Genomic DNA, 15,386 nt, shown 5'->3' with positions numbered 1-15,386 from the left:
GAACCGTCCGTGTGGCTTTCACGCGGGCGGTTTTTTGATGTTACGCTTTGATTATTTTATAAAGTTAGGAATTTTCATGCCGCGTCGTGCCGCCCTTCGTTTCGTAATATCAACGTTTCTGCTGTCTTCTGCGTGGCAGCCTGCGACGGCCGGGATTGTTGATCCACTGATGTGGAAGAACGCTCAGCCCTTTGATGGTGCAACGCAGGGACCGGCGTTTCAAACACGGTTGAACAGCGATATTTTGGCCGAGCGCTTGCGCAGTCGGGCGGATTTGGGCGGCATTGAAGCCCGCGCGACAGAATTGCTGCAACTCAATCCCGCGGACGGCATGGCGCGGGTCTTGCTCGCGATCCTGAGGGCGGTGCAATCCGACGTCGAAGCCGCGCGCGCGTTGTTGGAGCCTGATGCGGTGGGCGATGCGCGCCTGCCCGAGGTGGAGTTGTCGATCGCACGGGCCTTGATCGCCCGTGAGGAGGGTACGTTGGAGCGCGCATTGATGGCGGCCCGCCGTGCCGTCGCGCTTGATGGATCGCATCCCTACGCGCACAACGTGTTGGCGACAGTTGTGTACCGCCGCGATGGTCCCGCAGCAGCTTTGACACATATGGAGCGAGCCGCAGAGCTGGCGCCCGACGGCGCGACCTATTGGGCCAATTTTGGCGCGACATTAGCGGAGGCGGGCTTTCTGGATCGCGCCCAAAGCGCGCTGACTCGAGCGGTTCAGATCAATCCTGTCGCTTGCGATGTGCTGCTTGGCCTGGGGCGGTTAGATATGTTGCGGGTACAACCTGCGGATGCAGCGCAAAGCTTTTCAAAGTGTTTAGCGGTGCAGCCCGATAACGCAGATGCCGCGCGTGGTCTTGCTGTGGCGTTGATTGAGGCGCGGGATTTTGAAAATGCGCGGGCTGTGCTGGATCGCTACGCGGGCGTGATTCCGGACGCGGCAATGCTTCGGGTTGAAGCGGCTCTTCGAGCGGGCAATGCTGATGCGGCTCAGGCGGGTATCCTTAAGATGGAGGAGGGGACCTCGCGGTATCTAGCACTCGGGCGTCTCGCGCTGATGCAGTCGGATGCCGAAGCGGCGTTGTCCGCATTCGAGAAGATTGCAGAAACACCCGCCGGGCGCTTGGGCGCCGTGGCTGCAACGCTGGCGTTGGGCGGTGATGCTCCCGAAGGGCTCGTGGAGGAGGGCGCGGAGCAAGCCTTGTTCGCTGCCTACGGACACCTTGCGAACGGCGCCCCTGAGCAAGCTTTGGCTGCGCTAAATATGGCGTCCTACGCCGTGCCGGGCTTTGCGATTGATGGTCTGAGCGAAGCTGACTTGGCCACCATTGCACCGGAAACTGCGCGTGCCATGGCGGGGCCGTTGTTTTTGCGTCTGTCCCTCACGGGCGGGGCGGCCCCGCAATTGCGCCAGATCGCTGAGGCCAATCCTGATGACGTTTTGGCGACGTTCTTCGCCGCAGAGGCGGCTGCACGGGTGGGCGCGCCTTCGATTGACTTGCTCGATAGCGCCGCCCGCATTGCGCCCCATTTTGTGGTGGTTCAGGTCATGCGCGGCAATCATTTCTTTGCGCAACGTGAGGCGCGCGGCGCGTTTGAGGCCTATGGTGCTGCCGCCAAAATCCGTAAGGACCCCGATGTTTTGGTCAGGCTAGGCCTTTTGGGTGAAACGCTGGGTGAGGACGCAGCCGCTGAGGCCGCGTACCGTGCGTTTTTAACCGTTCAGCCAGACAGCTACATCGCGCTGAACCAATTGGCTTGGTTCTTGGCAGTCCGCGCCGACGACCTGTCCGAGGCGAAAGAACTGGCGCAAAAGGCACTGGCGTTTCAACCGGGCAACGCAGCCATTCTTGATACATTGGGATGGATCGCCCTGCGCGAGGGGGATGTGGATTTGGCATTGAAACGGTTGGAAGCCGCGGCAACGGCCGCCGACGGTGGCGCACCAGAGATTGAGCTGAACTTGGTGGAAGCTCTGATTGTAGCGGGTCAAATGGACCGTGCTCGAGCGCAACTCGCGCCAATCGTCATGCGTGTCAAAGACACGCCGCTACAACAGCGTGCAGACGCGCTAACATCGCGCGTAACGCCGTAGTTTTATTTCTGTGCGATTGTTTTATGGCTCCGGCGGTAGGGATCGAACCTACGACCAATTGATTAACAGTCAACTGCTCTACCGCTGAGCTACGCCGGACCATGTGGGGGCTATAACAATGGGTGCGGGGGGCGTCCAGAGGCTTTTTGCGACTTTTTCAAAAGGATTTGTTTTTGCCTCTAGATGCTAGCCTGACTGACGTTACGGTAGCCTAAAGTGAGCGTTCAAGCCCGGGGCGGGATCGATTTGGCAGACGCCTCTATTTTCCAGTTCTATAAGGGTGGCCAACAGGTTGCGGGCTGCGGCTGGCCACATCTTTTGTGGGACATCGGCGTAAAGCTGGGGGATCAGCGCATCCAAGCTTTGAGGATCACGTGTCAGTGCAGCTTGAGCGGCGCGTAGTCGTTCAGTGCGGTGGTCACGCAGCCATTCAATCCGTTCGCGTGGTTCGTGAATCGGTGCGCCGTGGCCCGCGAAAAGTATGTCGGCGTTAACACTTTCGAGGCGGTCAAGGCTGGTAAAAAACTGGCCAACGTCCCCATCGGGCGGCGAGATGAGCGAACTGGCCCATCCCATCACGATATCCCCAGTGAAGAGCGCGCGGCCCTCGTGCCATTCAAATGACAGATGATTTGCCATGTGGCCGGGCGTCCAATGTGCGGTCAGGCTCCAATCGGTGCCAGCGATCTGGGTAAGATCGGGTAGGATGACGTCGGGCGCAAAGTCGGGGTCAATCCCTTCGCCGCCCGCCAAAGTATTGTCCTGCGCAAGGCGATCCATTAACGCGCTGCGCCCGGCATGGGACGGGCCAAACCCATAGACCGGCGCGTCCGTTGCTCGCGCCAATTCAGGCACAAGGCCGGAGTGGTCATGGTGGCTATGGGTGACAAGAATGTGGCTGATCCGCTGGCCGGGCGATAACGCGGTCAGAATCGCCTCAAGATGTTTGGTATCCTTTGGGCCAGGGTCGATCAGCGCGATATCGGTGCGACCCAACAGGTATGTATTCGTGCCTTTTTTTGTCATCGGGCTGGGATTAGGCGCGCGGATGCAGCGCAAGTCGGGGGCTAGGGTCTGGATCACGCTTCACTCCGCGCCGGGGGGCCGATAGGGTGCGCCTATGGCCTCTGGTTTTCTCAAACGCGCGCTGCCCCGTGGCTTTTACGGTCGCGCCGCTCTTATCTTGATCGTGCCGATAATCACGATCCAACTTGTCGTTTCTGTCATGTTTCTGCAACGGCATTTCGAAGACGTGACGCTGCAAATGACCGGGACCCTGTCGCGAGACCTCGGACTGGTCCTTGAGGTGCCGGAATTGGCGGACCGCTTGGGTATCACGGTGTCCGAAGGGGGCGGCCCTGTGGACGACAGTCGATTGTTCTATGATTTGTCGGGTCGGGTCGTTGCGCGGCATCTGCGGCAGGAATTTCCAGCCATTACTGGCGTGGATCTGGCCACGGATGATAATTGGGTCGTCTTGGGGGTGGACGGTCAAACGATCCGCTTCGCACGCAGCCGTGTCTCCGCGAGCAATCCGCACCAGTTGTTGGTGTTGATGGTGGCGACTTCGCTTTTGATGACGCTGGTGGCGTTTTTATTCATGCGCAACCAAATCCGACCCTTGCGGCGACTGGCCAGCGTGGCGGAGGCGTTTGGACGGGGCCGATCATTGCCGTATTCGCCCGCCGGCGCCACAGAGGTGCGTGCAGCAGGCACCGCGTTTTTGGATATGCGCCAGCGGATTGAGCGGCATATTGATCAACGCACGCTTCTGTTGTCGGGCGTGTCCCATGATCTGCGCACGCCGCTCACGCGGATGCGGCTTGAACTGAGCATGATGGAGCCGACAGACGCCGAAGGCCTGCAAAGCGACGTCGATGAAATGGCGCAGATCATCGATACGTTTCTGGATTTCGCACGTGAGAGCGCGGAAACACAGGCGGAACCGCTCAACGCGGTAACCCTTGCGCAAACCGTGGCCGACGGTTTTGCGCGCGGGGGGGATACGGTGGAATTGATCTTGCCGCATAAGCCGTGTGTGGCTCCAATGCAGGCAGGTGCCGTGCAGCGCGCCCTTTCGAACCTGATCAAAAACGGGTTTCGTTATGGCAAACATGTTCGGATGACCGTTCAGGACGCACCGGCGGCCCTGCGTTTCATTGTCGAGGACGACGGCCCCGGTATCGCCCCAGAAGACCGCGCCAAAGCCACCCGACCGTTTACGCGCCTTGACGCAGCACGCGGGGCAGGGAGCGGGTCTGTTGGTCTTGGTCTTGCGATTGTGACGGACGTGGCCCGCGCGCATGGGGGCACATTGATGCTTGAACATAGCCCTGACATGGGTGGCTTGCGCGCAGAATTGGTCTTGCCGAAATAGACCCCTTAGCGCGTCGTTTGGGTGCCGCGCTCCCGATAGGGGGTGGTGTTGTAATGCGCCCGGTAACACTTGGAAAAGTGCGAGGGTGAGGCAAAACCACAGGCAAGTGCCACGTTGATCACACTCATGTCTGTCTGCATCAACAGGTTGCGCGCCTTGGAGAGGCGAATTTCCATATAGTACCGCTTGGGCGAACGGTTGAGGTATCTGCGGAACAGACGCTCAAGCTGCCGGGTCGACATCGCAACCTCTTGGGCCAGAACCGAAGGCGAGATCGGCTCTTCGATGTTCTGCTCCATCTTGCGGATGACGGCGCTTAGCTTTGGGTGGCGCACGCCAATACGCGTCGGGATCGAAAGACGCTGCGTGTCTTGGTCCGTCCGGATAGAGGAATAGATCAGCTGATCAGCCGTGAGGCTCGCGAGGTCCTCGCCATGATCCTGCGCAATGATTTTCAGCATCAGATCAATGGAGGACGTGCCCCCCGCTGTTGTGATCCGGTTGCCATCAATCACAAACACCGATTTGGTCAAATCGACTTCCTGAAACTCTTCAAGAAAGCTGTCTTGGTTTTCCCAGTGGATGGTGGCTTTTTTTCCGTCTAACAGACCGGCCTTGGCCAAGGTATAGGCCGCCGTGCAAAGCCCCCCAAGCGTTACACCTCGACGAGCTTCCCGCCTGATCCAGTTCAGAAGCCGTTTGGTGCTTGATTCTTGGACCCCAATACCACCGCACAGCAACACGGTGTCGTCGCGGTTTGTTTCCTCAAGGTCTTGGTCAACCTGATAGGTAATGCCGCTGGAACATTGAACCGTTTCGCCGCCCTCAGCCGCAAGCGTCCAAGAGTAAAGTTCACGCTCCGCCATGCGGTTAGCGATCCGAAAGGCCTCGATCGCGCAGGCAAAGCTGAGCATCGAAAAGTTAGGCAAAAGCACAAACACAAAGTGGCGTGGCCGTTCTGTTTTGGCTGGCTGTATGACCATGACCGGCCTCCCTTTTCTTATCGCTCCCGCGTTCTCCCGCGCGCAGTGAATTTTACGCAAAACAGGATTTTCTAGCGCTGACAAGCCCGGTTCATGCGTAAAGGACGTCTGGCGGAATAAAAATCATCGGGCTATACAGTTGGGGCCTCGTCGATGGGGCGCTTTTACAAGAGGAATGCGGCTATGACACCGTGGAGCAAAACAGACTGGCGGAACAAACCTCGGGTGCAGATGCCTGAGTATACCGACCCAGCCGCTTTGTCGGCTGCAGAGGGCAAGCTTGGCAGCTATCCTCCACTGGTTTTCGCAGGTGAGGCTCGCAGGCTGCGCCGTGCATTGGCGGATGTTTCCGAAGGTAAAGGCTTCCTGCTTCAGGGCGGCGATTGCGCCGAAAGCTTTGCGGAGTTTTCCGCTGATAACATTCGCGACACCTTTAAGGTCATGTTGCAGATGGCGATGGTCCTGACGTACGGCGCAAAAGTACCCGTGGTTAAAATTGGGCGCATGGCGGGCCAGTTTGCCAAGCCACGTTCGGCACCCACCGAGGTGAAAAATGGTGTTGAGCTGCCCAGCTACCGCGGTGACATCATCAATGAGCTGGACTTCACACCCGAAGCCCGCATTCCGAACCCCGACAAAATGCTGCAAGCTTACACACAGGCGGCAGCCTCGCTGAACCTGTTGCGCGCGTTCTCCAAGGGTGGCTATGCAGACATTCATCAGGTCCACGCATGGACGCTGGGCACCACCGATGATTGGTCCGCGCGCTACCGCGACATGGCTAACGCGATCCAAGACTCGCTTGATTTCATGACGGCCGCGGGGCTGACCGCAGAAAACAACGCTGAACTCAGCACAGTCGATTTCTACACCAGCCATGAAGCTTTATTGCTAGAGTATGAAGAGGCGCTGTGCCGTTTGGACAGCACCTCGGGCAAATGGATTGCGGGCTCCGGTCACATGATCTGGATAGGGGATCGTACCCGTCAGCCCGACGGCGCCCATGTTGAATTCTGCCGCGGTGTTCAGAACCCAATTGGGTTGAAATGCGGCCCGACCACAACGCCCGAGGACCTCAAGGTTTTGATGGCGAAGCTGAACCCCGAAAACGAAGCTGGGCGTTTGACGCTGATTGCGCGTTTTGGTGCGGGCAACGTGGGCGAGCATTTGCCGCGTTTGATCAAAACGGTTCGGGAAGAGGGCGCAAAAGTCGTCTGGACCTGTGACCCGATGCACGGCAACACGATCAAATCTTCCACCGGGTTCAAAACACGCCCGTTTGAGAGCGTATTGCGCGAAGTCCAAGAGTTCTTTGCGATCCACAATGCGGAGGGCACAGTTCCCGGCGGCGTTCATTTTGAGATGACGGGTCAGGATGTGACGGAATGCACGGGCGGCGTTCGCGCAGTCACGGATGAAGATCTGTCGTCGCGCTATCACACGGCGTGTGATCCGCGTTTGAATGCCAGCCAGTCGCTGGAACTTGCGTTCCTCGTAGCCGAAGAGCTGCAACGCACGCGTGAAGCGCGTCGCGCCGCCGTTTAAGGCATAGATCAAAGGTCAGACAATTGGGGTCGTTTGCGATCAATTGCCTGACAAACGAAGGCGCGTTTCGTACGCGCCTTTTTTTGCGCTTTGCGAAAGGTTTAGCGGACGATCCTAAGCCACGGAACCGGCCCGGGTTTGGATGCGGCCTCAAGATCCGTCGGGATCTGGGGTGTGCGGTCAATACCGGTAATTGGCGTCGATGCCGCGCCTGTTGGTCGAGCCTCAAACGAAGTCGCAGGCTCACTGAATCCTGCCATCGCGGGCGCAGGTTTGGGGGTTTGTGTCACGGCAATCGGGGTCACAACATCGCGTTGAATGCGAAACCGCCGGGGCGTTTGTCCGATATCACCATGGGTCACCAGACACCCAAGCGCCTTACTAACATCTCCGGCGGCATCGCGCATGGGCAGGATCAGCATTTTACCTTCGATGATCGGCCCAGACCGATTGTTGGACACGAGGTCGAGTTCTAACAAAGCTGGCTTGGTAAAGACCGTTGCGACCAAATCCATCAATCGGCGACGTTCCAACAGGTCAAAGAATGCACGGATTGGCATGCCACGGACTTCCATTCCCATCAGATCGTTCATATGACCGCCAGCGACACGAATCCGAATGGTGCCGGGACGCGTTCGGTCCAAAATGAAGGCGTTGGCCAAGGCCGTTTGGATCACCCGAGGGTCCAGATCGGACCGCGCGGGCAGGTCGGTCCCGACACGCAAAGCATTCCAATAGCGCAGCACGTCGCCAAACGTTTTGCTGGTTCTTGTGAGCCGTTGGGTCAAAAAGCTCCACGCCGCCTCACCGCGACCATCGATTGAATTTTGCATCAGCCCAGCACCTTTTTCAAAGCCTCTGTGAAAGACCTCAGAAACCACTCGTTAAACTTTCCGGCCCTCGATTTAACACGAGTTAATAAAAATTAGCGCTAATTTCTTCACCAATGGTTAACGACTTTGAAAAGGGTAAACGTTGTTCTCTGATAGGCCTGAGGGTATGGCAGGATACGGAAACCGCAGGGGGAGACACCTATGAAGTCGATGACCGGCTTTGCGGCGTTGGAGCGCAGGGATGAGCACAGTCACCGCAGTTGGGATGTGCGCAGCGTAAATGCGCGTGGGCTCGATATTCGTGTTCGATTGCCCGATGGCGTCGATGGATTGGAGAAAGAGGTGCGCGCAGCCCTCAGCGCCGCTGTGGCTCGGGGCAACGTCAGTCTTTTGCTCAAAGTGACCCCGGCGGGGGGCGACGCGCCGCTGCGCATAAGTCCTGATGCCTTGTCGGCTGTGTTAACCTCTCTGAAGAATGTGGAAGCCGAGGCGCATGCGCGTGGTATGACCCTCGCTCCGATGTCTGCGGCCGACATACTGGGGCTGCGCGGCGTGCTTGAGGTCGGCACCGGTGCAATCGTGACTGTCCCGCTTGAGGTTCTGATCTCGGACCTTACTGAATTGATCGAAAGCTTCAACTTGATGCGGGCCCAAGAGGGCGCCGCGTTGCGCGGTATCCTTTCGGCTCAAGTCGATGAAATCGAACGCTTAACCGACACGGCCGTTGATTTAGCTCAGGCGCGATCTGACCACATGGCCAAGGTTTTCGCTGAAGCTGTCGCGCGGGTGCAAGAGGCCAATGTCGACCCGGAAAAGACTGCGCATGACATCGCGGCATTGGCCGTAAAGGCCGACGTGACCGAGGAAATAGACCGCCTTCGGGCCCACGTCATCGCCGCGCGCGCGTTGTTGGAAATCGATGGGCCCGTGGGCCGCAAATTCGATTTCTTAACCCAGGAATTTAACCGTGAGGCGAACACTCTGTGTTCAAAGGCGCAGTTTTCCGCGTTGACGGAGATCGGTCTGAGCCTCAAGACGGTGATCGATCAAATGCGAGAACAGGTACAAAATGTCGAGTAATCAAACCTCATTGGCGGGCACGCGCCGCGGTCTTCTGATCATCCTGTCTTCCCCATCGGGTGCCGGAAAATCGACCCTCGCGGGCAGGTTAATGGCGTGGGATGCATCGTTAAGCTTTTCGGTGTCGGCCACCACGCGCTCGCCACGTCCGGGTGAATTGGACGGACGCGAATATTACTTTCGCGAGCGCGCGGATTTTGAGGACATGATCGATGCGGGCGAAATGTTGGAGCACGCAGAGGTGTTCGGAAATCTGTACGGCAGCCCCCGTGCGCCGGTTCAAGATGCAATCGAAGCCGGGCGCGATGTGATTTTTGATATCGATTGGCAAGGTGGGCAACAGGTTCGAAACTCGACCTTGTCTAAGGACGTTGTTTCGATTTTCATTCTTCCCCCCTCTATCGCAGAGCTGGACCGCCGGTTACGGGCGCGTGGCCAAGACAGCCCTGACGTGATCGCGACCAGAATGGCGCAATCAGAGGCTGAGATTAGCCACTGGGCCGAGTACGATTATGTTCTCGTTAACGAAGATATCGATGAGACCGAGGAAAAGCTGAAAACGATTTTGACTGCCGAACGACTTCACCGTGATCGGCAACCGGGCTTGGCCGGGTTTGTACGCGAGTTGAACGCAGAATTCAGGGAGAGAGTAACATGACAATTTTCGCGCTATACGACGTTCACCCCGAGATTGATCCCACCGCTTGGGTCGCGCCTGATGCTAACATTATTGGCAAAGTTACCCTTGCTGCGGACAGCTCTGTTTGGTTTGGCTCAACGCTGCGGGGCGACAATGAGCGGATCACTGTCGGGGCGGGAAGCAATATCCAAGAGGCTTGCGTGCTCCATACCGATATGGGCTATCCACTTGTTATTGGAGAAAATTGTACAATCGGTCATAAGGCGATCCTGCACGGCTGCGAAATCGGTGAGGGCGCGTTAATCGGCATGGGTGCTATCATTTTGAACGGGGCCAAGATTGGCGCCGGTAGCCTGATCGGTGCTGGCGCCTTGGTGACTGAGGGTAAGGAAATCCCACCTGGTTCGATGGTGCTAGGCAGTCCCGGAAAGGTCGTCAAAGAGCTTGATCCATCCGTGCGCGCCAACTTGATCAAGTCCGCAGAGCGATATCAAGCCAACGCGCGGCGCTTTCGGGATGGGATGGTCGCGGTTTAACCTTTGCGCGACCAGCTTAACCTTTGACCTGCTCGCTAAACGAGCAGGGAAATCGAACCATCCGAGAGTGTGACTGACACGGGCCTGCGTGTTTCCAACGCAGTTTGCGCGAGCAAGCCAAATTGAACCGTGGCGCCCGTGATTTCTGCGTTGGAGCGTGTCCTCCGCAGCGTGTCCCACAGCGGTTCTTCGATTTTCAGCCGCTCTGCGGTGGCATGTAAGACCCACGCGTCACGAGATCTGCGAACCTCAATGATGCCCCCCCATGCCATCGCGGATTCAAGACAGGCGATGGCCAAAAACGCGAGCCGTACTTCCGTGCGTGAATAGCTCTCCTCAACCGCCCAAGACACCTTCGTTCTGCTGCCGTCAAACATGGCGTTCAGGGTTGTGCTGACCTCACGGGCGCTGATCAATTGCTCGCCTCGTACGGCGCCAAAAGCGATGCGAAAGAAGGAGATGCGTGCTGACGCGGCCTGAACCGAGGCACGGATCAGAGCGATTTCCTCTGTAGGCGCGCTGCCCGACAGTTCCAACAGCTCAAGGCCATTGCCAATCGCGCCAATAGGGCTAATCAGATCATGACAAAGCCGAGAGCCCACCAGTCCCGCCAAATCGGCATTCTGAGTATCGGCAAGAGGGCGTTCGGTTGTATCGGTCATGAAAGGTCTCCCATGTCTTTAGAAATGAATGCACTGCTTGAGCCCGGCCAGTTGGTCCGCCACCCGCAGGCACCGGAGTGGGGGATTGGGCAAGTCCAATCCAACATTGGCGGGCGTGTCACGGTCAACTTTGAAGAAGAAGGCAAGGTGGTGATTGACAGTGCCAAAGTAATGCTCATTCCAGTTTATGATATGTAGCCGCACCCCGCGGCTGAGAATGTGTGTCGCCCATAAAGGTTAACGTAAAGTTACCACGGCGAAGGGCGTCGGCCCAATCACGATCACAACTTTGCCCCGCGTTGCATCCTGTCGGGTGTCTGATACACCCGGTGCAACAAACGTCCCGAGCCCATCATCAATGTCCCCCACGCCACGCTTTGAAACGCGCCTCGCAACAAGCCCCGAGGATATCCGCGCCGCACAACGGCTACGGTATGAGGTATTTGTGGCAGAATTGGGCGGTGACGGCACGATGGTGGATCACGACGCGCGGCTTGAACAAGACGCCTTCGATGATCACGCTGAACATCTGCTTTTGCTAGATCACACCCGCGCGCCTGACCCGGTTGTTGGCGTTTACCGCCTGATGATGGCCCCGCAGGCCGAGCAGGCGGGTGGTTGGTACACCGCCAGTGAGTACGACCTGACACCGCTCTTAACGACGGGTCGGAAGGTGCTGGAATTAGGACGATCTTGTTTGCATTTGGACTATCGCGGCGGTGTTGGCATGATGCTCCTGTGGCAGGCTCTCGCGGATTTGGTCCTGGCGCGTGAGGTTGAAATTCTCTTTGGTGTGGCCTCGTTTCACGGCACCAATCCGGAGGCTTTGGCCGCCCCCCTTTCGCTGTTGCACCACCGTCATCTTGCGCCGTCTCAACTGCGCCCCATCGCAAGGGCCCCCCACGCGGTCGATATGAACCGGCTGCCTGAGGCGCAGATTGATCGCCCCGCAGCCCTGCGCGCCGTGCCATCCCTGATCAAAGCGTACTTGCGTTTGGGCGGGTGCGTCGGGGCGGGTGCTTGGGTGGATCATCGGTTTAACACGACGGATGTTTGCCTCGTGCTCGACATCGACAAGCTGTCGGACAAGCAGCGGGCACTTTACATGCGGAAGGATCGGCCATGACCCCATGGGACAACGGGGAGCGCCCCGTGCAGACCCCTTTCGGCGCAGCGGGTTGGCTGCGCGTGATTTTGCGGGGGCTAGTGCTTGGCTGTGTCACGTTTGGTGGGCTAATCCTTTTGCTACTCGTGCGCCTGATTGAGCGTCCACTGTGTGGCGTAAGCCGACCCGTGACGCCCTATATCACCCAAGGGGTTTGCATCGCGGCGTTCGTCATCCTTGGGATGCAGCGACGGGTTGAGGGCGCGCCAATGCCCGCCCATGGGGCGATTGTGGCCAATCACGCGTCGTGGCTTGATATCTTTACCCTCAACGCGTCCAAGCGGATATATTTCGTGTCAAAGGCTGAAGTGGCTGGGTGGCCGGGCATAGGTTGGCTCGCGCGCGCGACGGGAACGGTATTCATCGCCCGCCGTGCCGCTGATGCAAAGGCCCAACAAAAGGTGTTTGAAGATCGTCTATCTGCCGGGCACAAACTGTTGTTCTTTCCCGAAGGCACGTCCACGGACGGGCGCCGGGTTCTGCCCTTTAAATCAACGCTTTTTGCTGCGTTCTTTGCGCCAGGTGTGCCCCGCGATATGGCGGTACAGCCGGTGTCGGTGGTGTATACCGCCCCGGCTGGCGCTGATCCTGCGTTTTACGGCTGGTGGGGGGATATGAGCTTTGGCAGCCACCTGCTTAAGGTACTGGCCGCGCCAAAGCAGGGGCAAGTGGTGGTGCGCTACCACGCGCCCATTGCAACGGCCGAGGTCACCAGCCGCAAAGACTTGGCGCGCCAGTGCGAGGCCGCAATTCGTGCAGGCCTCGCCGCAGACGGGATTAGCGAAGCGGCGCAGTAAGCGCCTTCATCGCAGCAGCCGGATCGTCGGTCGCCCAAATTTCTTCGCCGATTGCAAAGAAATCCGTGTGCGGAGCCAGCGCCTCGATCAAAGCGATATCCAAGGCACCTTCGGCAACGATTGGCACCTCGATTACCTCGGACCACCAAACAAACGTGTCAAAATCCGCGGTGCTGCCATCGCCCAAGACGCTGCTGCCCACAGGGCCGAGGCTGACGTAGTCGGCACCGGCTTCGGCGGCAGTCATACCATCATGGCGGGACGTTCCGCAGAACGCGCCGACGATGGCATCTTCGCCCAAGTCGGCCCGTGTCTTACGCACTGCGCGCGAGCCGTCAGTCAGGTGCACACCATCAAGACCCAACCGCTCGACCAAGCCGATATGCGTGTCAATCACCACGGCCAGATCGCGGGCATGGGCCAGTTCACGAATGCTATCGGCGGCACGCGCAAGGGTGCTTTCGTCTTTGGTCGCAAGCGCGAGGCGCAGGCAGGCCACCTCGTGAACGTCCAAAACGGCGGACAAAAGGTCCGGAAATGTCTCCAGCTCAAACGCGGGGGGCGTCACAAGATAGATCTGCGGCTGCTCGGGAAGTGTGGGGTCGTCTGACATGGGCGGTCTTTCTGATACGTTTTCACCGTTCATAGACCCGCCGGGCGTTGCGCTGCAATGGGGCGCGCGGTAGGAGGCGGCATGTCCGAACAGTTTATACCGCCCGCCGCCCACCCCGCGATAATCCTTGTGCGCCCTCAAATGGGCGAAAACATCGGTGCCAGTGCGCGCGCGATGTGGAATTTTGGCCTGCATCACATGCGGGTCGTGGCCCCTCGGGATGGTTGGCCCAATGAACGCGCTGTCGCTTTGGCCAGTGGGGCAGGGCGTGTGTTGGATGCGGCCCGCCTTGTCGATACCACGGCTGAGGCCTGCGCTGACTGCGATTTCGTCTTTGCGACCACCGCGCGCGACCGTGATCTGACGAAGCCCGTGTTCACCCCCGAGGCCGCGATGCAAGAGGCGGCCAAGCGCATGGCCCAAGGCCAGCGTGTGGGTGTGCTGTTCGGGCCAGAACGGGCAGGGCTGGAAAACGATGATATCGCGCGTGCAAATGCGATTGTGTCCGTACCGGTGAACCCTGATTTCCCCTCGCTTAACCTTGCGCAATGCGTGCTGCTGATGGGGTATGAATGGCGCCGCCAAGTGGAACAGGCCGAGGCTACTCAAATGGAAATGGCGGGCACGGTTTGGGCCAATCACGCTGAGATTGACGCCTTGGCCGACCATTATGAGGCGACGCTGGACCGTGCTGGGTTCTTTTTCCCAGAGGCAAAGGCGGCGTCAATGAAGCGTCATCTGCGAAATGTCTGGAGTCGTATGCCCCTTACGCGCGCAGACGCTCAAACGTTCCACGGGATGATGCGCCAAATGGTCCGCTGGAAAGAACGCGGCTAGGCCCGCGACCTTGCGGCGCATGGGTTGCCGCGCGCAACTATCTGAATAGATATGACGAGAACGAAATTCTGGAGGGCAGAATGGCCGGACGCTCGATTTTTGAAGATGTGACTGGGGCCGAAAAACCGGCCACACAGGCGGGTGTGATCGATCGCACTGGCCGCTCGGGTGGCCGCAAGGCTGTGCGCGCTTGGTTGGGCGTTTTGTTTGGTTTGGTGGTGCTGATGATCGCCGTGGGTGGTTTGACGCGGCTCACGGATTCCGGGCTGTCGATCACGGAGTGGAACCCGATCTCGGGCGCGGTTCCCCCCCTCAATGCCGCGCAGTGGCAGGCGGAGTTCGACCTTTATCGCGCTATCCCCGAATACCAGTTGCAAAACCAAGGCATGAGCATGGCTGAGTTCAAGGTCATTTATTGGTGGGAATGGGGGCATCGCCAGTTGGGCCGTGTGATCGGGCTTGTCTGGGCCGTGGGCCTTTTGGGCCTATTGCTAACGCGCAAGGTGCCCGCTGGCTGGACGCCGCGGCTTGTAGCGCTTGGGGCCCTTGGTGGGCTGCAAGGCGCGATTGGCTGGTGGATGGTGTCATCTGGCCTGACGGGAACAATGCTCGACGTGGCCTCGTACCGTTTGGCAACACACCTTGGATTGGCCTTTGTGATCTTGTCGTTGATCGCGTGGTACATGCTGATGCTGTCGCGCCCACAGTCAGAGCTGCTGGTGGCCCGCCGTGAGGGCCATGTGCCTTTGCGCCAATTCGCAACCGTCTTGCTGGTGATGACGTTCGTACAAATCCTGCTGGGTGCGTTGGTCGCGGGCATTGACGCGGGTCGCAACTACGTTGACTGGCCGTTGATGGCCGGGGCGTTCACCCCGCCCGAGATGTGGGTGCTAGAGCCCGTTTGGCGCAACCTGTTTGAGAATGATGGCACGGTTCAGTTCTTCCACCGCATTGCGGGCTACGTTCTGTTCTTAGGGCTGATCTGGGGCTGGCTGCGTGGGCGCAAATCGGGCAATGCCGCCACGTCTGCGGCCTTTGCCGGGGTTCTGGCCATGGGCGTTGTCCAAATGCTGATCGGGATCGTGACGGTGATGAACTCCGCGCCTTGGCATCTTGCCATTGCGCATCAGTTTGGGGCGGTTGTTCTGATCGTTCTGGTCATGCGAGCCCGTCACCGTGCCGTATATCCCCTGCCACAATCCGTTCGGAGCTAAACC

General features: G+C 58.8%; 16 protein-coding genes and 1 tRNA gene. 11 read left to right on the top strand and 6 right to left on the bottom strand.

Annotated features, from left to right (window positions below; all coding sequences use genetic code 11):
* Positions 1-76 precede the first annotated feature (76 nt).
* Positions 77-2,101: a tetratricopeptide repeat protein gene (locus PM04_RS02460; RefSeq protein WP_038003317.1), complete on the top strand. Its 2,025-nt coding sequence runs from the start codon at positions 77-79 to the stop codon at positions 2,099-2,101.
* 24 nt (positions 2,102-2,125) lie between these two features.
* Here PM04_RS02460 and PM04_RS02455 read toward each other — a convergent pair.
* Positions 2,126-2,200: transfer RNA gene (locus PM04_RS02455), tRNA-Asn, on the bottom strand.
* 102 nt (positions 2,201-2,302) lie between these two features.
* Positions 2,303-3,184 (bottom strand): MBL fold metallo-hydrolase, encoded by an 882-nt coding sequence (locus tag PM04_RS02450; RefSeq protein ID WP_052068399.1) that lies wholly within the window; start codon positions 3,182-3,184, stop codon positions 2,303-2,305.
* A gap of 37 nt (positions 3,185-3,221) precedes the next feature.
* Between PM04_RS02450 and PM04_RS02445 the strand changes: the two genes are divergently transcribed.
* The gene (locus PM04_RS02445; RefSeq protein ID WP_038003315.1) at positions 3,222-4,478 is read left to right on the top strand and encodes an ATP-binding protein; all 1,257 of its coding nucleotides are present in this window, start codon (positions 3,222-3,224) and stop codon (positions 4,476-4,478) included.
* A 5-nt stretch (positions 4,479-4,483) separates the two neighbouring features.
* On the opposite strand, the gene PM04_RS02440 is transcribed toward PM04_RS02445, so the two are convergent.
* A complete protein-coding gene (locus PM04_RS02440; RefSeq protein WP_038003313.1) occupies positions 4,484-5,461 on the bottom strand; it encodes a GlxA family transcriptional regulator in 978 nt (325 codons plus the stop codon).
* 183 nt (positions 5,462-5,644) lie between these two features.
* Between PM04_RS02440 and PM04_RS02435 the strand changes: the two genes are divergently transcribed.
* Positions 5,645-7,006, top strand: coding sequence for a class II 3-deoxy-7-phosphoheptulonate synthase (locus tag PM04_RS02435; RefSeq protein ID WP_038003311.1), 1,362 nt, complete (start codon positions 5,645-5,647; stop codon positions 7,004-7,006).
* Positions 7,007-7,107: 101 nt separating this feature from the next.
* Here the strand turns inward: PM04_RS02435 and PM04_RS02430 are convergent, their stop codons facing one another.
* Positions 7,108-7,839 carry a PAS domain-containing protein gene (locus PM04_RS02430; RefSeq protein WP_052068398.1) on the bottom strand — a complete coding sequence of 244 codons (732 nt, stop codon included), beginning with the start codon at positions 7,837-7,839 and terminating at the stop codon, positions 7,108-7,110.
* A 201-nt stretch (positions 7,840-8,040) separates the two neighbouring features.
* Here PM04_RS02430 and PM04_RS02425 point away from each other — a divergent pair, with 201 nt between their 5' ends.
* From PM04_RS02425 to PM04_RS02415, 3 genes are read left to right on the top strand one after another with little or no spacing between them, the layout of a single operon-like run.
* A complete protein-coding gene (locus tag PM04_RS02425) occupies positions 8,041-8,919 on the top strand; it encodes a YicC/YloC family endoribonuclease (RefSeq protein WP_324618322.1) in 879 nt (292 codons plus the stop codon).
* Positions 8,909-9,577, top strand: a complete 669-nt coding sequence (gene gmk / locus PM04_RS02420) for a guanylate kinase (protein WP_038003309.1) — start codon at positions 8,909-8,911, stop codon at positions 9,575-9,577. The genes PM04_RS02425 and gmk overlap by 11 nt, the downstream gene beginning before the upstream one ends.
* Entirely contained in the window at positions 9,574-10,095 is a 522-nt protein-coding gene (locus tag PM04_RS02415) for a gamma carbonic anhydrase family protein (protein ID WP_038003307.1), read from the top strand. The genes gmk and PM04_RS02415 overlap by 4 nt, the downstream gene beginning before the upstream one ends.
* A 35-nt stretch (positions 10,096-10,130) precedes the next feature.
* Here PM04_RS02415 and PM04_RS02410 read toward each other — a convergent pair whose 3' ends face one another.
* The gene (locus tag PM04_RS02410; RefSeq protein WP_052068397.1) at positions 10,131-10,757 is read right to left on the bottom strand and encodes a histidine phosphotransferase family protein; all 627 of its coding nucleotides are present in this window, start codon (positions 10,755-10,757) and stop codon (positions 10,131-10,133) included.
* A 12-nt stretch (positions 10,758-10,769) separates the two neighbouring features.
* Between PM04_RS02410 and PM04_RS02405 the strand changes: the two genes are divergently transcribed.
* The 3 genes from PM04_RS02405 (at position 10,770) to PM04_RS02395 (ending at position 12,719) form a co-directional block, all read left to right on the top strand.
* The gene (locus PM04_RS02405) at positions 10,770-10,955 is read left to right on the top strand and encodes a DUF3553 domain-containing protein (protein WP_038003305.1); all 186 of its coding nucleotides are present in this window, start codon (positions 10,770-10,772) and stop codon (positions 10,953-10,955) included.
* Between the two features lie 160 nt (positions 10,956-11,115).
* On the top strand, positions 11,116-11,883 hold the full coding sequence (locus PM04_RS02400) for a GNAT family N-acetyltransferase (RefSeq protein ID WP_038003303.1): 768 nt from the start codon (positions 11,116-11,118) through the stop codon (positions 11,881-11,883).
* A complete protein-coding gene (locus PM04_RS02395) occupies positions 11,880-12,719 on the top strand; it encodes a 1-acyl-sn-glycerol-3-phosphate acyltransferase (RefSeq protein WP_038003301.1) in 840 nt (279 codons plus the stop codon). Before PM04_RS02400 ends, PM04_RS02395 begins: the two co-directional genes overlap by 4 nt.
* Here the strand turns inward: PM04_RS02395 and PM04_RS02390 are convergent.
* Entirely contained in the window at positions 12,700-13,332 is a 633-nt protein-coding gene (locus PM04_RS02390) for a thiamine phosphate synthase (protein WP_038003300.1), read from the bottom strand. The two genes, PM04_RS02395 and PM04_RS02390, sit on opposite strands and share 20 nt — an antisense overlap.
* A gap of 81 nt (positions 13,333-13,413) precedes the next feature.
* On the opposite strand from PM04_RS02390, the gene PM04_RS02385 reads away from it, so the two are divergent.
* Positions 13,414-14,169: an RNA methyltransferase gene (locus PM04_RS02385; RefSeq protein ID WP_038003298.1), complete on the top strand. Its 756-nt coding sequence runs from the start codon at positions 13,414-13,416 to the stop codon at positions 14,167-14,169.
* Positions 14,170-14,249: 80 nt separating this feature from the next.
* Positions 14,250-15,383, top strand: a complete 1,134-nt coding sequence (ctaA, locus tag PM04_RS02380; RefSeq protein WP_038003294.1) for a heme A synthase — start codon at positions 14,250-14,252, stop codon at positions 15,381-15,383.
* The last annotated feature ends 3 nt before the right edge of the window (positions 15,384-15,386 follow it).

The sequence above is a fragment of the Thalassobacter sp. 16PALIMAR09 genome, from assembly GCF_000765485.1.
GTDB lineage: Bacteria > Pseudomonadota > Alphaproteobacteria > Rhodobacterales > Rhodobacteraceae > Thalassobacter > Thalassobacter stenotrophicus.
The sequence above is the reverse complement of the archived record's forward strand: the minus strand, read 5'-3'. Positions and strand labels throughout refer to the sequence as shown.